The organism is Microcoleus sp. PH2017_24_DOB_U_A (assembly GCF_020738205.1).
GTDB lineage: Bacteria > Cyanobacteriota > Cyanobacteriia > Cyanobacteriales > Microcoleaceae > Microcoleus.
This window is the reverse complement of the sequence record NZ_JAEQCT010000149.1, coordinates 1-17,410: the sequence shown is the minus strand read 5'-3', so window position 1 is coordinate 17,410 and position 17,410 is coordinate 1. Positions and strand designations below refer to the sequence as shown.

Here is a 17,410-nt window from a genome sequence, read left to right as displayed (position 1 = left end):
CAAATAGTCTCGTGCGATCGCCCGAGTTGCGGACAAAGCTACCCAAATAGTCAAGGATGGGTAGCTTTGTCCATAAATTAAGTTACAGTTTCAAACCCCCTTTACGATCTCAGAGACGTAGGGTGCATCGCTACGAAGAATTCTCGCCCTCCACCGGGCTGCCAGTCAACGACGCACCCTACAATTTATAACGGGGATGAATAACCCGGATTTGGTATTACTAAATGCTGACTTTGGATAAATTGTCAAGCACTTTACATTAAGATTTATTATTGCTGTGGTTCATCAATGAAAAGTGTGTGCTAGGATGTAACACCTTATTAGAAAAGCCTTGAAATCAAAATTAAAGTCGATCGCGAAAGTGGACTCTACATCAACCATGAACGTAAAAACATCAGCAAAAGTTAAAAATCAAGTCAAAACTCTCGGAGACGCAGCCTCTGGTGCGATCGAGAAATATTTCCGCAAAGCAGTAGAGCACGAGGCTGAAGTTCTCAAAGACAAAGATGCAGAAGAACTTCATCAAATGCGAGTCGGAATGCGGCGTTTGCGATCGGCTGTAACGGGTTTTGCTCCGGTTTTAGACTTGCCAAAAGCAGCTTCTGAACGCAAAATTGGTAAGGTGGGGCGGATTCTGGGAACGCTCAGAGATTTGGATGTGATGCTCGAAAGTCTCCAAAACCGCTATTACCCGAATTTGCCGACTGACGAACAGGAAGTTTTGGATGAGGCTTTGTTGAGTTTGCTCAAACAGCGCCGTCGGGCTTTGAAACGGGTGAGGGCTGTTTTGGAACACAAAAGTTACCAGTCGCTGAAAGAGTCGATCGAGAATTGGGTAGAAAAACCGCAGTTTCGGGCGATCGAACATTTGCCAATTGCTGAGGTTTTGCCGGATTTGCTGTTACCTCAAGTCAGCGAATTTTTCCTGCATCCGGCTTGGCTGCTGGGCACCGAATATCAGGATGGCAAAGTTAAAGTTGCTGATGATTTGACTGCTGAGGCTGTGGAAGAAAAGCTAGCAGCGGAGGGAACAATTCTGCACGATTTGCGGAAGCAAGCTAAGCGGGTTCGCTATTTGATGAATCTGTTTGGCGATTTTTACGGCCCGACTTATGAAGCTTATGTCGAAGATGTAAAAGCTGTTCAGGAATGTTTGGGCGATATTCAAGACTGTGAAGTTTTAGGGGAGTTTCTGACAGATTTTGTCGATCGCGATTTGCAAAAAGAGTTGCCGAAACTGGCTGGTTTGTTCGCAGAAAAACGCTACGGGGCTTGGCAAAAATGGCAGGTTTTGCAGCGCAAGTATTTGAAATCGGAAATTAGGCAAGATTTGCGATCGACCTTAATTCATCCTGTGGTTGATGATGCTGCTAAGGTGCATTCGCCACACCCAAATTAGGTTTTTTGCTTGCAGACAGCGGGGATTAGAAGCCGGACACGGCATTACCGTGTCCCTACAAATATGACCTAAAATAACAGATATTCGTAGGGAAACGGCACTGCCGTGTCCTTCATCGTGTAACTCAAGAAAGGGCGATCGCTCTTGCGGATGAAGTTAAAGAAAGGGCGATCGAACTTGAATGCTAACTCAGTTAAGAGGAGATATCTGTGAGGAAGCACTGTTAAGGATTACCTCAGCAATGTCTTGACGTGTAGCACCAAAGGTGAGCAAAGTGCGAACAAGAAGATCGAGGGAAGCGGAAGGATCGCCAGATTCCATTTTAGCAACCCTTGACTGGCTAGACTTAATTCTTTGGGCAAGCTCGTGCTGCGTCATCTGTTGGCTAATCCGGTTTTGCTTGATGGCTTTACTAAGTGCAAGTTTCATTTCGATGAATGCTGTTTCTTCTGGCGAAAGTCCGAGAAATTCCTCTACAGTGCCAATAGTCCATCCGGCTGCTTCTAAGCGTTGGCGTTTAGCTTGATCCATAAAAATACCTTCCCGATATCAATTCAAATTAGGTCGTATTGTTTCAATCGTTTTTTACATTTTTATATTATAAATTTCGGTGTTTTATTTGTGGTTTTGTTAAATACATCTAAGAGAATAATAGCATCTACATCAATTCGATAAATGATGCGCCAATCCTTGCTTGTCTCTGAATCGCTTATACGCAGCTCGTGACAACGCTCTCCGATACTTGGCATAGGACGAGATAATGGCATGGATAGGTTTTCGCCATCCTGTAGCTTTCGCAGCAGAAATCCGGCTTGAATACGCGCATCAGTAGAAAAGGGGGGTGTTTTTACTTCACCACTAAGCCAGACAATGGGTTTACTTTCTGAATCTACCATCTATAGTTTAGGTTGTTTTAGATTAAATGTCAAATCAGACATAGTGGCAATATACCCGATATCATCAAAGATTGTCAAAGCCGTAAAAATCGCCTATAGTGTTGGATCGACATAGTTAGGAATACTCAAAAAAAGAGCGATCGCACTTTAGGAAAGAAAGGGCGATCGCCCGATTTGCCAAAATAATGATTAGAGTGAAAACTAAGTAAGCATCGTAAAAAATATGCCTCGTATCTTTACAACAATGTATCTTTACAACAATCGTTTATTGGGGAAAAGATATTTATGTGGCAGAATGCCCTGAAGTGGGAACAGCTAGCCCGGGTGAAACTATTGAAGAAGCGATCGCCAATCTGAAAGAAGCAACAGAACTCTATTTAGACGAATTCTCTTCATGTCAGATTTGTTATTTCCTACCTTCCTAGCATACCTGGGATTGTATTAATTTGCCAGCCCTCAAATCAAATTTTTCCAGTTTCCAAGGGTATTTTTTTCGGACAAATATCATCATCGTACCAACCAGTCAAAGCCACCGCCAAAGCATCTGCCGCATCATCAGGTTTCGGAATATAACCCAACTCCAACTCCCGCGCCACAGCCTCTTGCACTTCCGATTTATCAGCATTGCCGCGGCCAGTCAAAGCTTGCTTAATTTGAGCAGGCGTAAACTCAAACAGCGGCACTCCGCACTGAGCCAATACTAGCGTCAAAACGCCCCGTGCTTGGGCTACAAGTATGGTATTTCCCATTTTGTAAAAAAACAGTTTTTCGGCAATTGCTAAATCTGGTTTTACCTCATCAATTACCGTGTGCAAATCTTCATAAATTGTTTTTAGGCGCTGTCCCATTTCCTGCTTAGGCGTTGTTTTAATCACGCCGCAATCAATCAGGGAAACGCTATTTTCGTCTTGTTTGCCGGGGATAATATGACAAGAAATTGCGCCGTAGCCAAGATTTGCCAAGCCCGGATCTAATCCTAAAATTCGTGTTTTCATTCACAATTATTGATTGTTTTTCTCATATTAAATCCGATTAATTGCACCCGAAAACCTTGCGTAAAGATTCTCGGTTTCAATTATTATATCCTTCAATATAAAGTCCGGCAATCTGTTTAAATTATACAACAAAATTCTTGATTGCGACGATAGTTTTATGCTTTTATTGGACAATATATTGGATTAATATAATACGATCAATGATAGTATTCACAATTTTACTTCTTTATTTAAATACTACAAAGCAAAAATAAGCGTCGATTCATAGGAGACTTTATGGCATTATACTTACATTGTAATGCCAGAATGCAGCCAACTGCAATCTTAATCTGTAATGCTAATATATCGAGGCTGATTCTTGATTCGCTCTATCCAAGTTTTAATTGCCGGAAACCCCGTCAAATCAAATCCGCCTTCGGCAGCAACGTGAGTGTAAGCAAATAAACCTATGTCAGCAATAGAATAGCGATCGCCCACAAAAAACTCATTTTTTTCTAAATGCTGTTCCATCACCCCCAAAGCAGCATAACCCGGTGCTTGTTTCTGTTGCAGTGCTGCTTGATATTCCTCAGCTTTCCCTGTCAAATACCAAAAACGAGAAGTTGCAATAAAAGGTTCGTGACTGTACTGTTCAAAAAACAACCACTGCATGACTTGAGCGCGTTCAAATTTATCGCTGGGGAAAAACTCAGTTTCTTCGCTCAAGTAAAACATAATTGCATTCGATTCAAAGAGAAATTTACCCGGTACAATCTCTAAAACCGGAATGCGGCCATTGGGATTTTTGACCAAAAATTCGGGTGTGCGACTTTCTTTTTGGAGAATATTAATTTCTGTGCGATCGAAGGGAATATTGAGCTGAGTTAAGAGCAAGCGAACTTTATAGCAATTTCCCGAAGGGGAATATTCGTAGAGTTTGAACATAAGTATTCTTGTTTTGAACTAACCGCAGATTAGACAGACGAAGAGAAGCAGAAAAAAGAAAGAGAGAGAGATTAATATATCCGACAAGGATTGCGATATATAGCCTTTCTCAGAAAGATGAGGTATGATTATAAATGGAGTTTTTGATGCGACCTCGCTTACTATATAATAAATATAAGAGGGCTGAAGCCCAACAACGTACCTTACTTTTTTGAGAACCGCTATATCATTCATACTGCTTTCAAGCTTGATATCATATGTCGCTGGAGTAACTTACCAACAATGGCTATACCCCGTTCAATTTCTTCAGGCAAAAGAGAGAAATTCAATCGCATTGCTGGATAGCCTTTGCGATCGGGAAAAAATGCTGTACCGCAAGCAATCAAAATACCCTGAGATAAAGCCTCTTGACAAATTTTTTGCACTGACAGGCAATTCGGTAAATGCACCCATAAAAACAATCCACCTTCAGGGACTGTCCAACTGGCTTCCTGGGGAAAGTAACGCTCCAAAGCTTGCAGCATGGCATTTCGACTCTGCAAGTTTTGCATCCGAATCTGATTCAAATGTCGGCGGTAATGACCGGAAGCCAGATATTCACTAACTATAGCCTGAGAAATAGTTGATACGTGAAAATCGTGCAATAATTTTTGTCTCATAATCGCCTGATAGTTGACATCTGGAACGATAATCCAACCAACTCGCAGACCTGGGATTAGAGTTTTCGAGAAAGTCCCAATATATGTTACCAGGTTTTGCTGGTCAAAGGCTTTGATAGGCGCAGGAACAGGCTGAAAATTTAGTCCTTCGTAAGCGTTATCTTCTAAAATGGCACATTCATATTGACTGGCTAATGCTAATAACTGCTGGCGATGAGTTTGAGAAGTTGTCAGCCCAGTAGGATTGTGCAGCGTGCTGATCGTGTAAATTAATTTAGGGCGGTGAGTCTGGAGACAAGATTCTAGGATAGCTAAATTCATCCCTTCTCCAGTCATGGGAATGCCGACAATTTTAGCTCCTATATCTTCTAAAATAGCAAGTGCTCCGTGATAAGTTGGTGCTTCTACAATTACCCGATCGCCAGCTTGGACATAGTGACGCATCGCTAAAGACAATCCCTGCTGAGATCCGTTAGTCAGAATCAATTGTTCTGGAGCAATATCGAGTCCTTGTTGCACCAACATTTGAGCAATTTGTTGCTGCAAAATCGGCTGTCCCCCAGGAAAACCGTATCTGAAGAGTGTATCTCCGGCTTCGGTGACGGCTCGTCTGGCGATTTTTTGCAAGTCTTGCAATCCCCAAGGACGGGGAAAACCCGAGCTAAAGTCAGTAATTCCTGTTTGCGATTGTACCTGAATTGAAGCCAAGAAGCGATCGCAAAAACCGCCTCCATCTTTGTCTGGGACGATCGCATCTTGAAGCGACGGAAAAGCCGTTCCCAGTCTCGGCGTGGGCACTGTTTGATGGCTGACAAAGTATCCTGAGCCTTGGCGAGCATAAATCAAGCTATCTGCTTCTAAAACGCTGTAAGCTTCAATGACTGTCAATCGGGCCACTTGCAAGGTGTTAGCTAGCGATCGAATTGAAGGCAAGCGTTGTCCAGGTGGTAATGTCCCAGACTGGATCAGTCGTCTGAGGCGATCGCGAATCTGCAAGTAAATCGGTTTGGGAGATTGTCTGTCTAGGGGTATTTTCACAGCACATATTCGCTCGTGACACTACAGGGCGATCGCAATTTTCAATTCAATGAAATACAAGACACCGCTCTGCCGTGTCCTAACCGAAAACCGCTATAGCCACACTATAAGCGATTACTCTGTCCAATGGCCCAGTACAGTTTTCAGATATTTTACCAAAACAGTTGGTGGATTGAGCAACTGTACCGATCAAAGTTTCCCAAACCGTATCTTCACAGATTCCAGTTTTTTGATTAAAGTGAATTAATACTTCTATTTGAGAGCAAAATGCTTTTGTAAAAATCGTTTTTTAGGAGTGCGAGTTTAAGAGTTCGCTTGCTCATCTAGCAAGTTGGTTGTGGGAACACAACCTTAGGGATAATTTGCAGTTTTCAAGGAACTTATAGCCCTTCTCAGATAGGTGAGGTATGTTGTTGGGCTTCAGCCCTCTTTGTCTAAGCGGTTATATAAGCTGTCAGTCATACTTCATCTTTTTGAGAAAGGCTATATTTAACCCGTTCCTAGGATATTGAGGGAAAATTTGTGACTTTTTGATTGTTAATTATCAAGGAGATGCTATGCTTCAAAGATATTCCGAATGTGCAGCGCCAGATCGCATAATCCTCATGAAAAACGAGGTGTACAGGTTGCCTCAAAATCATCAAGAAATTCAAGTCTTGTCAGGAATTGCTTGGATCACACTTGACAAACAGGACATCATCTTGCACAGTCCAGAAAAATCATCGCTTCCACCGAGCAAAAACTTTGCTGTCATCTCCGCTCTCAACAATATGCCACTGATTTTGGCAGTCTGGTAAGACAGTTGACAGTTGACAGTTGACAGTTGACAGTTGACAGTTTGAGAGCGACATCTACCCTTAAGTCCGAGTATTGGAGTAATGAATAGTCTGATTTTAAGGGAGCATCCCAATTTGGTAAAAAGCGTTTTTTACACAGTGCGAGCGTCTCGCTCGTGGCAGGGTTCGCGAGCGAGACGCTCGCACTGCTGCGATCCAAATATACTATTCTGATGCAACTGTCCGCCATCTGAAAGCAAAAATGGGATGCTCCCGATTTTAATTTCTTCTTACGCCTCTGCACTTTGTTAAAAAAACAAGTCTACTTCACAGGTAAAAAATGAAACTACACTGGAAACATCTTCAATTCGATCGAGAAACAATCGGGCTAATTTACGGTTTCCTAGGCGTAGTTGGATTCAGCTTAACACTGCCAGCAACCAGAGCCGCAGTGCAGGATTTAGACCCTATTTTTGTAGGCTTAGGACGCGGATTAGTAGCAGCTATACTAGCAGCAGTTACTTTAAAAATAACACATCAGGCTATTCCCTCTAAACGGCAATTGTGGAGTTTATTAGTTGTCGGATTGGGAGTGGTTGTCGGATTTCCGCTATTATCAGCCTGGGCAATGCAGCGAGTACCTGCCGCCCACGGTGCTGTAGTATTGGGAATCTTGCCATTGACAACAGCAATAGGGGGAGTTTTGCGATCGGGCGATCGGCCATCTTCTCGGTTTTGGGTTGCTAGTATCGCCGGAAGTTTAACCGTTGTTTGTTTTGGAATTATTAGTGGTGCAGGGCAACTCCAAACCGCAGATTTAGCTTTATTTGCATCAGTCATTGCTGCTGCTTTTGGTTATGCCGAAGGTGGGCGATTAGCTAAAACTTTAGGTGGATGGCAAGTTATCTGTTGGGCATTGATAGTTATCGCTCCCTTCGAGGTTTTGCCGACAATATTTGTGGTTTTAAAACAAGGATTAGTCGCTGCACCGACGGCGTGGTTGGGTTTTGCCTATGTGAGTTTTGTCAGTCAATTTGTAGCATTTTTTGCCTGGTATGAGGGGATGGCCATTGGCGGAGTTGCCAGGGTAGGGCAAATTCAGCTATTGCAACCATTTTTGACTATTCTGGCATCCGCTATTTTGCTTGGTGAAACTGTTAAGCCGATCGCCCTAGGCAGCGCTTGTTTAGTGGTAGCCTGCGTCGCAGCGGGTAAAAAAGCATCAATTAAGCAGGCAGCAAATTTGTGATGTGCAGGAAATTTGCGTGGGGCGCGATCGTTTAACTCATAACACAAATTAGACGATTTAGGCAAGATTCGTCAACTGTTGTTTGCTAAGATGATTTTTGTTTGTTTTGGCGATCGGCAAAACCAGCAACTTCAGCCAGCGTATAAAGTGGCCTGCCCTTCACCTCCTCATAAATCCGCCCAATATACTGGCCCAAAATCCCAATACTGACCAACTGCACCGCACCCAAAAAGAAAACCGCCATAATTATAATTGTCAAACCACTTAATGCCGCACCCGGAGAGAAAAGACGCCAGTACAAAACCAGAAAAGCCATTAAAACAGACACCAAAGCCGAAAATAAACCCAAATAAATCGACAGTTGCAAAGGAACCTTTGAAAAAGAGACTAAACCGTTCATCGCCAAAGCAAAAGATTTGCTGAAGGTATACTTAACATCGCCAGCAAAACGCGGATCTCGTTCAAACTTAACCGCAGTTTGTTTGAAACCAATCCAAGCCCGCAGTCCCCGAATGTAGCGATTGCGTTCTGGCATAGCATTGAGCACATCCACTACACACCGATCCATCAAACAAAAATCCCCCGTATCTATGGGAATATCAACATCAGCAAGATTCCGCAAAATGCGATAATACATATAAGCAGGCAACCGCTTAAACCAACCTTCTTGACGGCGTTGAGTGCGCTGAGCGTAAACAACTTGATACCCGAGACGCCACTGTTCTACCATATCTAGAATTAGCTCTGGCGGGTCTTGCAAATCGCCGTCCATGATGACTACAACTTGACCGCTAGAAAAATTTAATCCAGCAGTTACAGCTATTTGGTGACCGAAATTGCGCGCCAAACTGAGGTAACAAATTCGCGAGTCTTGTTCGTGCAATTCTCGCAAAATTTCCAGAGAGCGATCGCGGCTGCCATCATTGATTAAAATTAATTCTACAGCGCCGTCCATTCGATCCATCACAGCACTAATTCGTCGGTACAATTCTGGGAGATTTTCTTCTTCATTATAGATGGGAATTATCAAGGAATACTTAGGTATATTGTTCATCTCAGTTTGTGTTGTAAAATCTGGTGTCAACGGTTAAATCAAATAAATCAAAACTTTATTTTTTCACAAACACGCTCAGCGGCTCCATCGACCATTTTTGTGCGTAAGTTTGATTTTTGAGGACTATCTCTTTTCCTTGTTTGCCGTCATTTTTTGTAGACTGGTAAATTATCGCACAAGGGATAAAACTTTTGTAAGGTTCGGAATTTAATTTTTGCTTGACAACAGGATCGATAGTAGAAATATGTTCAATGCGAGGTGCTGGTTTTCCCGGCTCTGGAAACATCACCCACAAGGGATATTCCCAGGCATTTTTAGCCCAAAAAGAAAGTCCTATATTCGTGCAGTTTTGAGCTTTAACAAAATCTACTGCTGTATTGTAAGCAACCTCGATATTCGGGCGGCTTGTAAAGTAAAGATCGTGTCTGCTGCTATTAAAAATGTTACCATCTCCCACGAGAGGTCTAAAGTTGTTGTGAAAAACCCACGGTAGCGACATTAAAATCAGAATTGCCACCAGATAATTTGCGTTTTTATGATTTGATAATTGCGATACTACCAATCCAAATATTGGCGAAAATAATACAAATATTGACAGGTGATGGCGGCTGTGCCAAGGTTGTAATTTCAGAAGGAAGCAGATAAGTAAAAATGTCATTATTACAGCAATCAAATAAGTTATCACTATTTTTGTTTTTTGCCAAATAGGATTTTTAAGTATAAGTGTAATGCTGGCAAATATCAGCCCAAAGTGAATGGGATTGGTAGCTGTATTTTCATTAAATGAGGGTGTGGCGATCGCAAATACTTGTCCGGGAGGCCAAGTGATGCGTGCGTCGTTTGTCGCTACGCCCAGTATTCGGTGCAGCACGTTAATCACTCCGACAATCGCACCGTTAATCCGGGAAATCCTCGTACCAGCTTGCATACCTAAATTTCTAATGACATTTGACAGGAAAGTTGGCAGAGTAATTGCTTCAATTTTATATTCTTTGGTAAAACTTTCTGGCGCTCCGATCGCATAACCGAACAAATCGTAATTTCGCCAAAAGTGACCGACATTCAATACAAAAGTCACACCGGCTATTATCAAAATAGGTTGCAGCATTTTCCCCCGAAAACCTTGAATTCCTCCTACAAAAAACCAAATAATAAAAGGCAAACAAAATATATAAGCTGTCGTTTTTGTCAAGAGAGCCAGACCCAAACTCGCACCGATTTTGAAAGTATTAATCCCTGTTATTCCTGCCGAGAGTCCAGCTAAACCGCAGGAAACAAAACACACTACCCAGAAACATACAGCATAATCGTTTTGAGTGCTAGAACCCTGAAGGATACCCATCGGCAAAGTCGCAGCAAAGACTGCTGCAAAAACTTGACCCCGCCCATTTGCCCCCAGTTGCTTAGCAATTAAAGAAACTGCGATCGCACTTCCCACCATACTCAACCACTGTACCAAATTAGCAAAGCGATCGCCCCCGGTTAAAATCTGAAAGTGCATAATCGCAAACTCAGCCCCAGGCGGGTGATACAACTGCGGCACGTAAGAAGTGGGATAATGCTCGACACTGCGGTTTTGCATCCAGTGAGCAACCCGACTCATGTGATAAGTCATAGAATCCCAATTGTTAGGCGGTGCAACTACAGCAACTAAACCAACCGCAGCAAAAATAAAAAATACACCGCCTAGCAACCCGACTAATACACTAGAAAATTTCTCCTCTTGACTTTTCTCAAAAATTGGCTTGACAGGTTTAAATTTTAGATAAACCATCAAGCCGAGAATATTTGCTACCAACCACAGCCCAAACACCCACTCAAAAGTCAGCAACCTAAATAAACTCAAAATTTCAGTAGACAAAGCAACTATAACTCCCCAAACAATTGCTGCGGACAAAATAGCACTGCGCCAACACTTATCTATTTTCTGAAATATAAGCCACAAAATGCCCAGAGTCACCAATGGAATCAAGCCAAATATATTTGTTATCATAGATTTTGAGGTGGACTCTAAGACAGGGTACTCAGGGCCCGGAGGCTAAAAACCTGGTTTGTGAGTAGATTCATCGTTGTCTTTCCCCAATATTTCTACGAGAAACCGAGTGATTTCTGTAAGTCATATAACAATTACCATCATAACCACCGATAAATTAAAAAATTCATGACAAGTTCTAACTATCTGTGGCAAGCAAATCAAGACTTAAGCGAAGCTTGTCTGCAACATCCCTTTCTCAGAGGCATTGCTGACGGCAGCCTCCCCCAAAATAGTTTTGCATATTATGTTGCACAAGACGCATTTTTTCTGGGAGCATTTGCTCGCGCTTACAGTATCGCTGCGGCAAAAGCACCCGACTGGGAGGGATTTGAAATCCTCCACAATCTCGGGAGTGGCGTTTTAGAAGAACTTCGCTTGCATCAAGGATATGCAGCGAAATGGGGTGTAAACTTGCAAGAGGCTAAACCGGGAATTGCTACCCGCCGCTACACGGATTTTTTATTAGCAACTGCCTGGGGAAGCGGTGTCGGTTTGACAGTAGCGGCGATGACTCCTTGCTTGCGGTTGTATGCTTTTTTGGGACAGCAGTTAGCCAAGCCTAATATACCAAAACACGCCTTGAGCGACTGGATTGTCACCTATAGCAGCCCTGAGTTTGAGATTTTAGCTTCACGGCTGGAAAGTTTGGTCGATCGCTATGCCGAATCTATACCGGAAGTAGAAGCAACCTATCGCTACGCTTTGACAGTTGACAGTTGACAGTTGACAGTTTGAGAGCGACCTCTACCCTTAAGTCCGAGGATTGGAGTAATGAATAGTCTGATTTTCATTTCTCCCTCACTCGTGTTCCGGCTTTCAACCAATTATTTCTGGTAAATTAAGTTTTTTCAAGAGATGCTCGCCAACTATCGCCCCTAAGCTACCCACAGCCAACCTGCAAATCTGACGGAAACGTACAGCAGAAATATACCAAACAATCCCATCAACCCGTAACCCCAACGAGGCTTAGCTGCTAGCAACAAGCCGAGAGCTATTGAAAGCGGCAGCATACCGTAAGCGTAGCGGTTTACCGATCGCAAAGCTCCGGAATTAAGCAGCAGTGCTAAAGAGCAAAAACCGTAAGTCAAAACAATAGTGGTAAGCCTTTTGTGCAAAAACCATAATAAATAGCCGCTGCCAAAAATCATCACAATTCTACTGATAGCAGATACCTTCAATTTGAGAGCTTGAATCAATACCTCGAACCAACTCGGCTGAACCCATCCCTTTTGAACATGAACAAATGCTAAAGCATCTCCAAATCTAATAGCACAATATATACTAAATGAAAATATCCCAAGAGCGCTAGCCAAACCTGCAAAATAAGCAAGTGGAGGTCTTTTTTCCCTCCAAGCTGTCAGCAAAAAAGCAGGTATCAGTGCTACTCCCGGCCCCCTAGTAGCAGTTGTCAAAGCTCCCCAAACAGCAGCCCAAATATACTCGCCCCTCTCAAAAGATCGCAAAGCAGATGCTGTCAGAAACAGAAACAATCCTTCTGTATACATGACAGTGCAAAATAGCGAGAACGGACACCAAGCTAGCATAGCGGTTGTCCATTTGGCAACACCAGTATCGTATCGCTGTTCTACCCAAAAATAAATCAGCACTAATGCGCCCAAAAATGCAAAAGAGTTGATTAATACCCCTGCTGCGTCCGATCGCATTCCGAGGGTCATCAGCCCCCGAATTAGCAAGGGAAACAGCGGATAGAAGGCAACAGAATGTTGCTCTCCGTCATCGGCGTAGGAGTAGCCTAGGGTAGCGATTTTGGTGTACCATTCGCCGTCCCAATGGGAGAACAACTCCCAGCCACTTTTGGGAATAAAGCCCGCCACAAAAGGCGTTGAGTCCTGAGACTGGTAGAGCAGCGAGTGATGGTACAGGAAGGGGGCAATTAGCTGCATCCCGATCGCAATTACCGATCGGCTCAGCAACCACATAGTAATTACAAAAATTAACCCATCTCTGCTTTTAGTGCCTGCTTGACGCGGACTTACTTCTAGCCCTAAATCAGTATTTGTCATCGCTAAAACAGCGCCAGACTGTTGATTTTAAATACAGTATAGTCGGCTGCCTATCGATCGCCAAATATATACGTAAGTACAGCGGTACTGCTAATTTTAGCGTCCCAGTTTATTGGGAATACCTTCGCAGCCGCCGGGAATAGTCTCTCGCGACTTCGAGCCGCACCAAGCGCAGCAGTAATAGCGCTGCTCGTCCGACAGCCGCTTGACAGCAGTGAAATCAGCACGTTCAACCACAGCGCCGGTATATTCACCCGTTTGATAGTTGGCAAATTCCGTGCGGCTGCGGGGAGATGCCATTTCTGCCGAGCCGTAGAATAATTTGGTGGCTCTCATGTCGGCGCGAACGAGATTGGCGTCGTACAGAATAGCGCGCGAGAGGTTTGCTTTCACTAAATCGCACTTGCTGAGATTGGCTCGGACAAGGTTGGCTTCGCTCAACTCAGTCCACCGTAAATCCGTGCCAGCGAGGTCAGCACCAGCTAACATGACGTTTAAATCGATGACGCGGAGGCCGTGATCTCTGTCTTCAGCGTAGCCACCATCGCCGTCAAGGATGGGGCGGCCTAAAAGCCGATCGCGCTTCAGAGGAGTAATCAGTCTCGACTGCGACAAAAACCGCAGAATTTTCGCTTTACCTTCAGCATCCACACTGCTCATAATTGCAGCGGTGCGGCCTTCGGCGATCGCCCTTTCCTGCGGCCAATCTTCCAAAAACCCTTGCTCGTCAAGGGCTAAGTCGGAAACCCCTTGAAAATAAGCATCAATCGTTTGCTGCTGGGTAATGCGATTTTGCTGAATCGTCAAATCCTTCGAGATCACGTACTGGCGCCAAGCCACGTAAACGCCCAAAATTGCGATCAAAATTTGACCCAAAGCACCAATTAACTCGCCGAGAGCTCCGATAGCATCCCAGTTGATTTGGATGTTGCGGCTTCCCGGTTCAGTATTAGTACCGCTGAGCATCAGCAAGCCCACAATCCCAGCTAACAGCCCGAAGCAAGAGATGATCAGCGTGCGCCAAGTCGGCGGAATTACCTGCACCCAAATTTTGCCCCAACTCGGCCACATCATCCGCAGCGATATGCCGATCGCACCGACGGCGCCTATTAAGCCGATCCAAATGCTATCGTTAGCCAGTCCTACAATCATCGCTGCGATCGCCGCCAGCGTCAGCACCGAACCAGTCATCTCAGCAGTCGTTTGTGCGGGCTGCTGCGGCAATAAAACCCTGCGAGTTGGAGGAGGCGGCGGTAGCGGTTTTTCCGGTTCAGCAGTAGCAACGATTGTCGCTGATTCTGGCGGCACAGTAGGGCTTGCACCGTTAGGGCTTTCTACAGTCACGTTCGACTTAGGAGGATTGGGTTGAGGAGAGTTGGGTTCTGGTGTCATGCGTTGAGGCAAATTCTAACTTGAACAGGTCACTAAAACGATTTTAACCAACTAAGCACGATTCTAGATAGCATTACAATAGAAATATCCAGTAATTACACTCAAAGAGGTAACATAATATGACCCTGGTACTCCCCAATCTTCAAGGCAAACAAATGGGTCAAGTAATCACTACAATCACCGTCACGAATCGTATCGATCTAGTTATGGCAGAACGGGGATTCATTTCTACCGAGGAAGTTCGTTGTGCGGTACTCGACAAAGTTGTTGTCGATACCGGAGCAACTCTACTTTCCTTGCCAGCTCCCATTATTAGCCAGTTAGGCTTAATACAGGTGGGAGAAAGAGATGTAGAAACATCGGCTGGTATCAAAAAAGGTCGAATTTTTGCCGACGCTCAAATTATTGTAGAAGGGAGAGAAGGTAGATTTGATTGTTTAGAATTGCCCGAAGGCGTTGCTGCTGTTTTGCTGGGCGTGATTCCCATGGAAGAACTAGGGTTAGAACCAGATTTGAAAAATCGACGGTTGCGAGTATTGCCGATGAACAACCAGCAAACATATCTAATGGCTTAATTAAAAGGTTTGTATTCAGGACTTTAGTCCTTTCTTTAATGCGGACTAAAGTTCTCACTACAAACCTTTTTGTGTGAAAGTTTGTAGTCAGGACTTTAGTCCTTTCTTTGATGCGGACTAAAGTCCTCACTACAAACCTTTTTATGTGAAAGTTTGTAGTCAGGACTTTAGTCCTTTCTTTGATGCGGACTAAAGTCCTCACTACAAACCTTTTTATGTGAAAGTTTTTGCCTACAGCTAGCGAGCTAAATAAGCCCTCCCCAAATAGACCCCAACCGTCGCAAATATCAAAAAAGTCATCCCGAAAACCAACTCTATACTAAACCTTTGAGCATTTCCCAAAGCCACAATAATTTGCTGCCGCACTATAAAAGCAAATAGCCAACAAATCTCCGCCTTCAGCCAAACCAAAAGGCCTCGCCCCAAGAGATATTGTCGGCGCGCATTTTCCTGAGTAATCCGTACCGGATAGTTAAAAGTATGCGGATAGCGCGATACCGCAGTTAAAACCACAAAAATAATAGCAGCCACTGCTGGCAGCATCCAAATCATCACCTTGTCGCCCAAAGCATCAGGCTGCCCCCCCAAGCCGAAGTGAATTGGAATACGATCGGGCAAAACGGCCCAAAACTGTACGATCGGCAAAATCGACACTAAAATCGCGATCGCCCCCGCAAGCTCTACCGCCAATAAAACAGGCGAAAGCCCCAGAGAAATCACCGGCCGTTGGTTTGGTGCATTTCCAGTCATAGCTACTTAAAATTAGATTAATATTGAAAATAATAGTATTGGTTCCCATGTAATCCCCCAACCGCTTTCGTTGGGGGTTTCCAAACATCTCGCGAGGTTTTATGACGGTTCAGGTTTTGGTTGAAAAGAAAAAGTTAGAAAAACCGCCCCTAACAATACACACTTTAGGCGATCGCGTCCTGCGGCAGCCAGCAAAGCGCGTCAGCAGCATCGATGCAGAAATTCGGCAGCTAGTCCGAGAAATGCTGCAAACCATGTACAGTGCCGACGGCATCGGTTTGGCAGCCCCCCAAGTCGGAGTTAACAAACAAGTAATCGTACTCGACTGCGAACCCGACAATCCCGCCACACCCCCATTGGTTTTGATCAACCCCACCATCAAAAGTAGCAGCGGCGATATCTGCATCTTGCAAGAAGGCTGTTTAAGCATTCCGGGAGTTTATTTAGAAGTCAAACGCCCAGAAGCTATTGAAGTGTCCTACCGCGACGAATTTGGCCGCCCGCAAACCCTGAAAGCGACAGATTTATTGTCGAGGGCAATTCAGCACGAAATGGATCACCTCAACGGAGTGCTGTTTGTAGATAGAGTAGAAAACAAGCTCGCACTCAATGAAGAATTAGTCAAGAACAAATTTTCGCCAAAGGCCGTAAAATCAGTATGATGGCAGGAACTCCAAAAAGTGGTTTATTGTTAGCTCTTTCGTGCATCACTGCGATCGCCGCAGTCGGCTCAATCTTTGAGCTGTCTTCGGGAGAAGCTCAACTCGGCAACGTAGTTACCGGCATCATCCTCGCCCTCAGCATACCGCTCACAGGCATATTTTTCTATGCAGCCGTTCAGGATGCCAGAGCAAATTTATGATTAGTCATTAGTCAGCAGTCATTAGTCAGTAGTCAGTTGTTATTTGTTATTTGTTATTGGTGAGTTGTCCTATATTACTTGTTATTGATTCCTAGTTGTTAGGTGTTAGTGGTGAGTTATTGATTGTTACTAATAACTAATAACTGCTCCCCAACCATCAATCACAAATAACTAATAACAAATAACTAATAACTAATAACTGCCAACTGCCAACTGCCAACTGCCAACTGCCAACTGCCAACTGACTGATGACTAATGAAATCGGATTTCTGCGACAAGTGCCCGCCAAAGGCGCTGCGTCCGGGCTAGCGTCCAAGTACCAACTTTCTGAATATGGAGAAGTGGCGATCGGGCGCGATCGCAATTGTCAAATAGCTTTAGAGTCGATCGCCCACGGCATGGTTTCCCGCCGCCATGCCGCAGTCCGTCCCTTAACTCATGGTAATTGGACGAGATGGCAAATTTGCGACCTCAACAGCGCTAACGGAACTTATATCAACGGCCAAAAGCTCGAAGGCTGCCAAACTTTAGAAACAGGCGATCGCATCAGTCTCGGTATTGACGGCCCTGAATTCATATTTGAATCTCCCGCAACCCCAAACCAAACTAAACCCGCATACCCAGCCACAAAAACGGGCAATTTTCCAGTCAGTGAAAAAGACGCTCTCACTTTAACTCAATTATTCCCTGACGGTGTTACGCTGCACAACCCTGGACAAACAGGGCATACGCGATAGCAATACTCTCACTATTGATAGAGAGAGCAAAGGAGCCGTCCCTCA

At 44.2% G+C, this 17,410-nt stretch carries 19 protein-coding genes; 9 read left to right on the top strand and 10 right to left on the bottom strand.

What is annotated here, in order from left to right:
- The first annotated feature begins 379 nt into the window (after positions 1–379).
- The gene (locus tag JGK07_RS30755; protein ID WP_293243440.1) at positions 380–1,399 is read left to right on the top strand and encodes a CHAD domain-containing protein; all 1,020 of its coding nucleotides are present in this window, start codon (positions 380–382) and stop codon (positions 1,397–1,399) included.
- 189 nt (positions 1,400–1,588) lie between these two features.
- Here JGK07_RS30755 and JGK07_RS30750 read toward each other — a convergent pair whose 3' ends face one another.
- The gene (locus tag JGK07_RS30750) at positions 1,589–1,930 is read right to left on the bottom strand and encodes a helix-turn-helix transcriptional regulator (RefSeq protein ID WP_293186201.1); all 342 of its coding nucleotides are present in this window, start codon (positions 1,928–1,930) and stop codon (positions 1,589–1,591) included.
- Positions 1,931–1,992: 62 nt separating this feature from the next.
- Positions 1,993–2,295: a type II toxin-antitoxin system RelE/ParE family toxin gene (locus JGK07_RS30745; protein ID WP_293192681.1), complete on the bottom strand. Its 303-nt coding sequence runs from the start codon at positions 2,293–2,295 to the stop codon at positions 1,993–1,995.
- Positions 2,296–2,582: 287 nt separating this feature from the next.
- On the opposite strand from JGK07_RS30745, the gene JGK07_RS30740 reads away from it, so the two are divergent.
- Positions 2,583–2,720 (top strand): hypothetical protein, encoded by a 138-nt coding sequence (locus JGK07_RS30740; protein ID WP_293198915.1) that lies wholly within the window; start codon positions 2,583–2,585, stop codon positions 2,718–2,720.
- 36 nt (positions 2,721–2,756) lie between these two features.
- Here JGK07_RS30740 and ruvC read toward each other — a convergent pair whose 3' ends face one another.
- The 3 genes from ruvC to JGK07_RS30725 all read right to left on the bottom strand — a co-directional run bounded on the left by ruvC (position 2,757) and on the right by JGK07_RS30725 (position 5,911).
- Positions 2,757–3,290, bottom strand: coding sequence for a crossover junction endodeoxyribonuclease RuvC (gene ruvC, locus JGK07_RS30735; RefSeq protein ID WP_293186193.1), 534 nt, complete (start codon positions 3,288–3,290; stop codon positions 2,757–2,759).
- Positions 3,291–3,614: 324 nt separating this feature from the next.
- Complete coding sequence (locus tag JGK07_RS30730) at positions 3,615–4,214, bottom strand: glutathione S-transferase family protein (RefSeq protein ID WP_293192672.1); 600 nt, start codon at positions 4,212–4,214, stop codon at positions 3,615–3,617.
- A gap of 230 nt (positions 4,215–4,444) precedes the next feature.
- A complete protein-coding gene (locus JGK07_RS30725; RefSeq protein ID WP_293192669.1) occupies positions 4,445–5,911 on the bottom strand; it encodes a PLP-dependent aminotransferase family protein in 1,467 nt (488 codons plus the stop codon).
- 557 nt (positions 5,912–6,468) lie between these two features.
- Here JGK07_RS30725 and JGK07_RS30720 point away from each other — a divergent pair.
- Together JGK07_RS30720 and JGK07_RS30715 are read left to right on the top strand one after the other, a co-directional pair.
- The gene (locus tag JGK07_RS30720) at positions 6,469–6,708 is read left to right on the top strand and encodes a hypothetical protein (RefSeq protein WP_293186188.1); all 240 of its coding nucleotides are present in this window, start codon (positions 6,469–6,471) and stop codon (positions 6,706–6,708) included.
- A gap of 319 nt (positions 6,709–7,027) precedes the next feature.
- Positions 7,028–7,936, top strand: coding sequence for a DMT family transporter (locus JGK07_RS30715; RefSeq protein WP_293186187.1), 909 nt, complete (start codon positions 7,028–7,030; stop codon positions 7,934–7,936).
- Between the two features lie 85 nt (positions 7,937–8,021).
- Here the strand turns inward: JGK07_RS30715 and JGK07_RS30710 are convergent, their stop codons facing one another.
- Positions 8,022–8,990 (bottom strand): glycosyltransferase family 2 protein, encoded by a 969-nt coding sequence (locus JGK07_RS30710; protein WP_293186186.1) that lies wholly within the window; start codon positions 8,988–8,990, stop codon positions 8,022–8,024.
- A 55-nt stretch (positions 8,991–9,045) separates the two neighbouring features.
- Complete coding sequence (locus JGK07_RS30705) at positions 9,046–10,983, bottom strand: hypothetical protein (protein ID WP_293186185.1); 1,938 nt, start codon at positions 10,981–10,983, stop codon at positions 9,046–9,048.
- A gap of 168 nt (positions 10,984–11,151) precedes the next feature.
- On the opposite strand from JGK07_RS30705, the gene JGK07_RS30700 reads away from it, so the two are divergent.
- Entirely contained in the window at positions 11,152–11,745 is a 594-nt protein-coding gene (locus JGK07_RS30700) for a TenA family protein (protein ID WP_293231324.1), read from the top strand.
- 155 nt (positions 11,746–11,900) lie between these two features.
- Here JGK07_RS30700 and JGK07_RS30695 read toward each other — a convergent pair whose 3' ends face one another.
- Both JGK07_RS30695 and JGK07_RS30690 read right to left on the bottom strand, forming a co-directional pair.
- Positions 11,901–13,049 carry a mannosyltransferase family protein gene (locus tag JGK07_RS30695; protein WP_293192663.1) on the bottom strand — a complete coding sequence of 383 codons (1,149 nt, stop codon included), beginning with the start codon at positions 13,047–13,049 and terminating at the stop codon, positions 11,901–11,903.
- 96 nt (positions 13,050–13,145) lie between these two features.
- Positions 13,146–14,441 carry a pentapeptide repeat-containing protein gene (locus JGK07_RS30690; RefSeq protein WP_293187109.1) on the bottom strand — a complete coding sequence of 432 codons (1,296 nt, stop codon included), beginning with the start codon at positions 14,439–14,441 and terminating at the stop codon, positions 13,146–13,148.
- 119 nt (positions 14,442–14,560) lie between these two features.
- Here JGK07_RS30690 and JGK07_RS30685 point away from each other — a divergent pair, with 119 nt between their 5' ends.
- Positions 14,561–15,016 (top strand): aspartyl protease, encoded by a 456-nt coding sequence (locus JGK07_RS30685; RefSeq protein WP_293192661.1) that lies wholly within the window; start codon positions 14,561–14,563, stop codon positions 15,014–15,016.
- 237 nt (positions 15,017–15,253) lie between these two features.
- Here the strand turns inward: JGK07_RS30685 and JGK07_RS30680 are convergent, their stop codons facing one another.
- On the bottom strand, positions 15,254–15,766 hold the full coding sequence (locus JGK07_RS30680) for a DUF1648 domain-containing protein (RefSeq protein WP_293187111.1): 513 nt from the start codon (positions 15,764–15,766) through the stop codon (positions 15,254–15,256).
- 101 nt (positions 15,767–15,867) lie between these two features.
- Here JGK07_RS30680 and def point away from each other — a divergent pair, with 101 nt between their 5' ends.
- The 3 genes from def (at position 15,868) to JGK07_RS30665 (ending at position 17,365) form a co-directional block, all read left to right on the top strand.
- Positions 15,868–16,428: a peptide deformylase gene (gene def, locus JGK07_RS30675; RefSeq protein ID WP_293187112.1), complete on the top strand. Its 561-nt coding sequence runs from the start codon at positions 15,868–15,870 to the stop codon at positions 16,426–16,428.
- On the top strand, positions 16,428–16,628 hold the full coding sequence (locus JGK07_RS30670) for a hypothetical protein (RefSeq protein WP_293187114.1): 201 nt from the start codon (positions 16,428–16,430) through the stop codon (positions 16,626–16,628). The genes def and JGK07_RS30670 overlap by 1 nt, the downstream gene beginning before the upstream one ends.
- Before the next feature lie 248 nt (positions 16,629–16,876).
- The gene (locus JGK07_RS30665) at positions 16,877–17,365 is read left to right on the top strand and encodes an FHA domain-containing protein (RefSeq protein WP_293198923.1); all 489 of its coding nucleotides are present in this window, start codon (positions 16,877–16,879) and stop codon (positions 17,363–17,365) included.
- Positions 17,366–17,410: the final 45 nt, after the last annotated feature.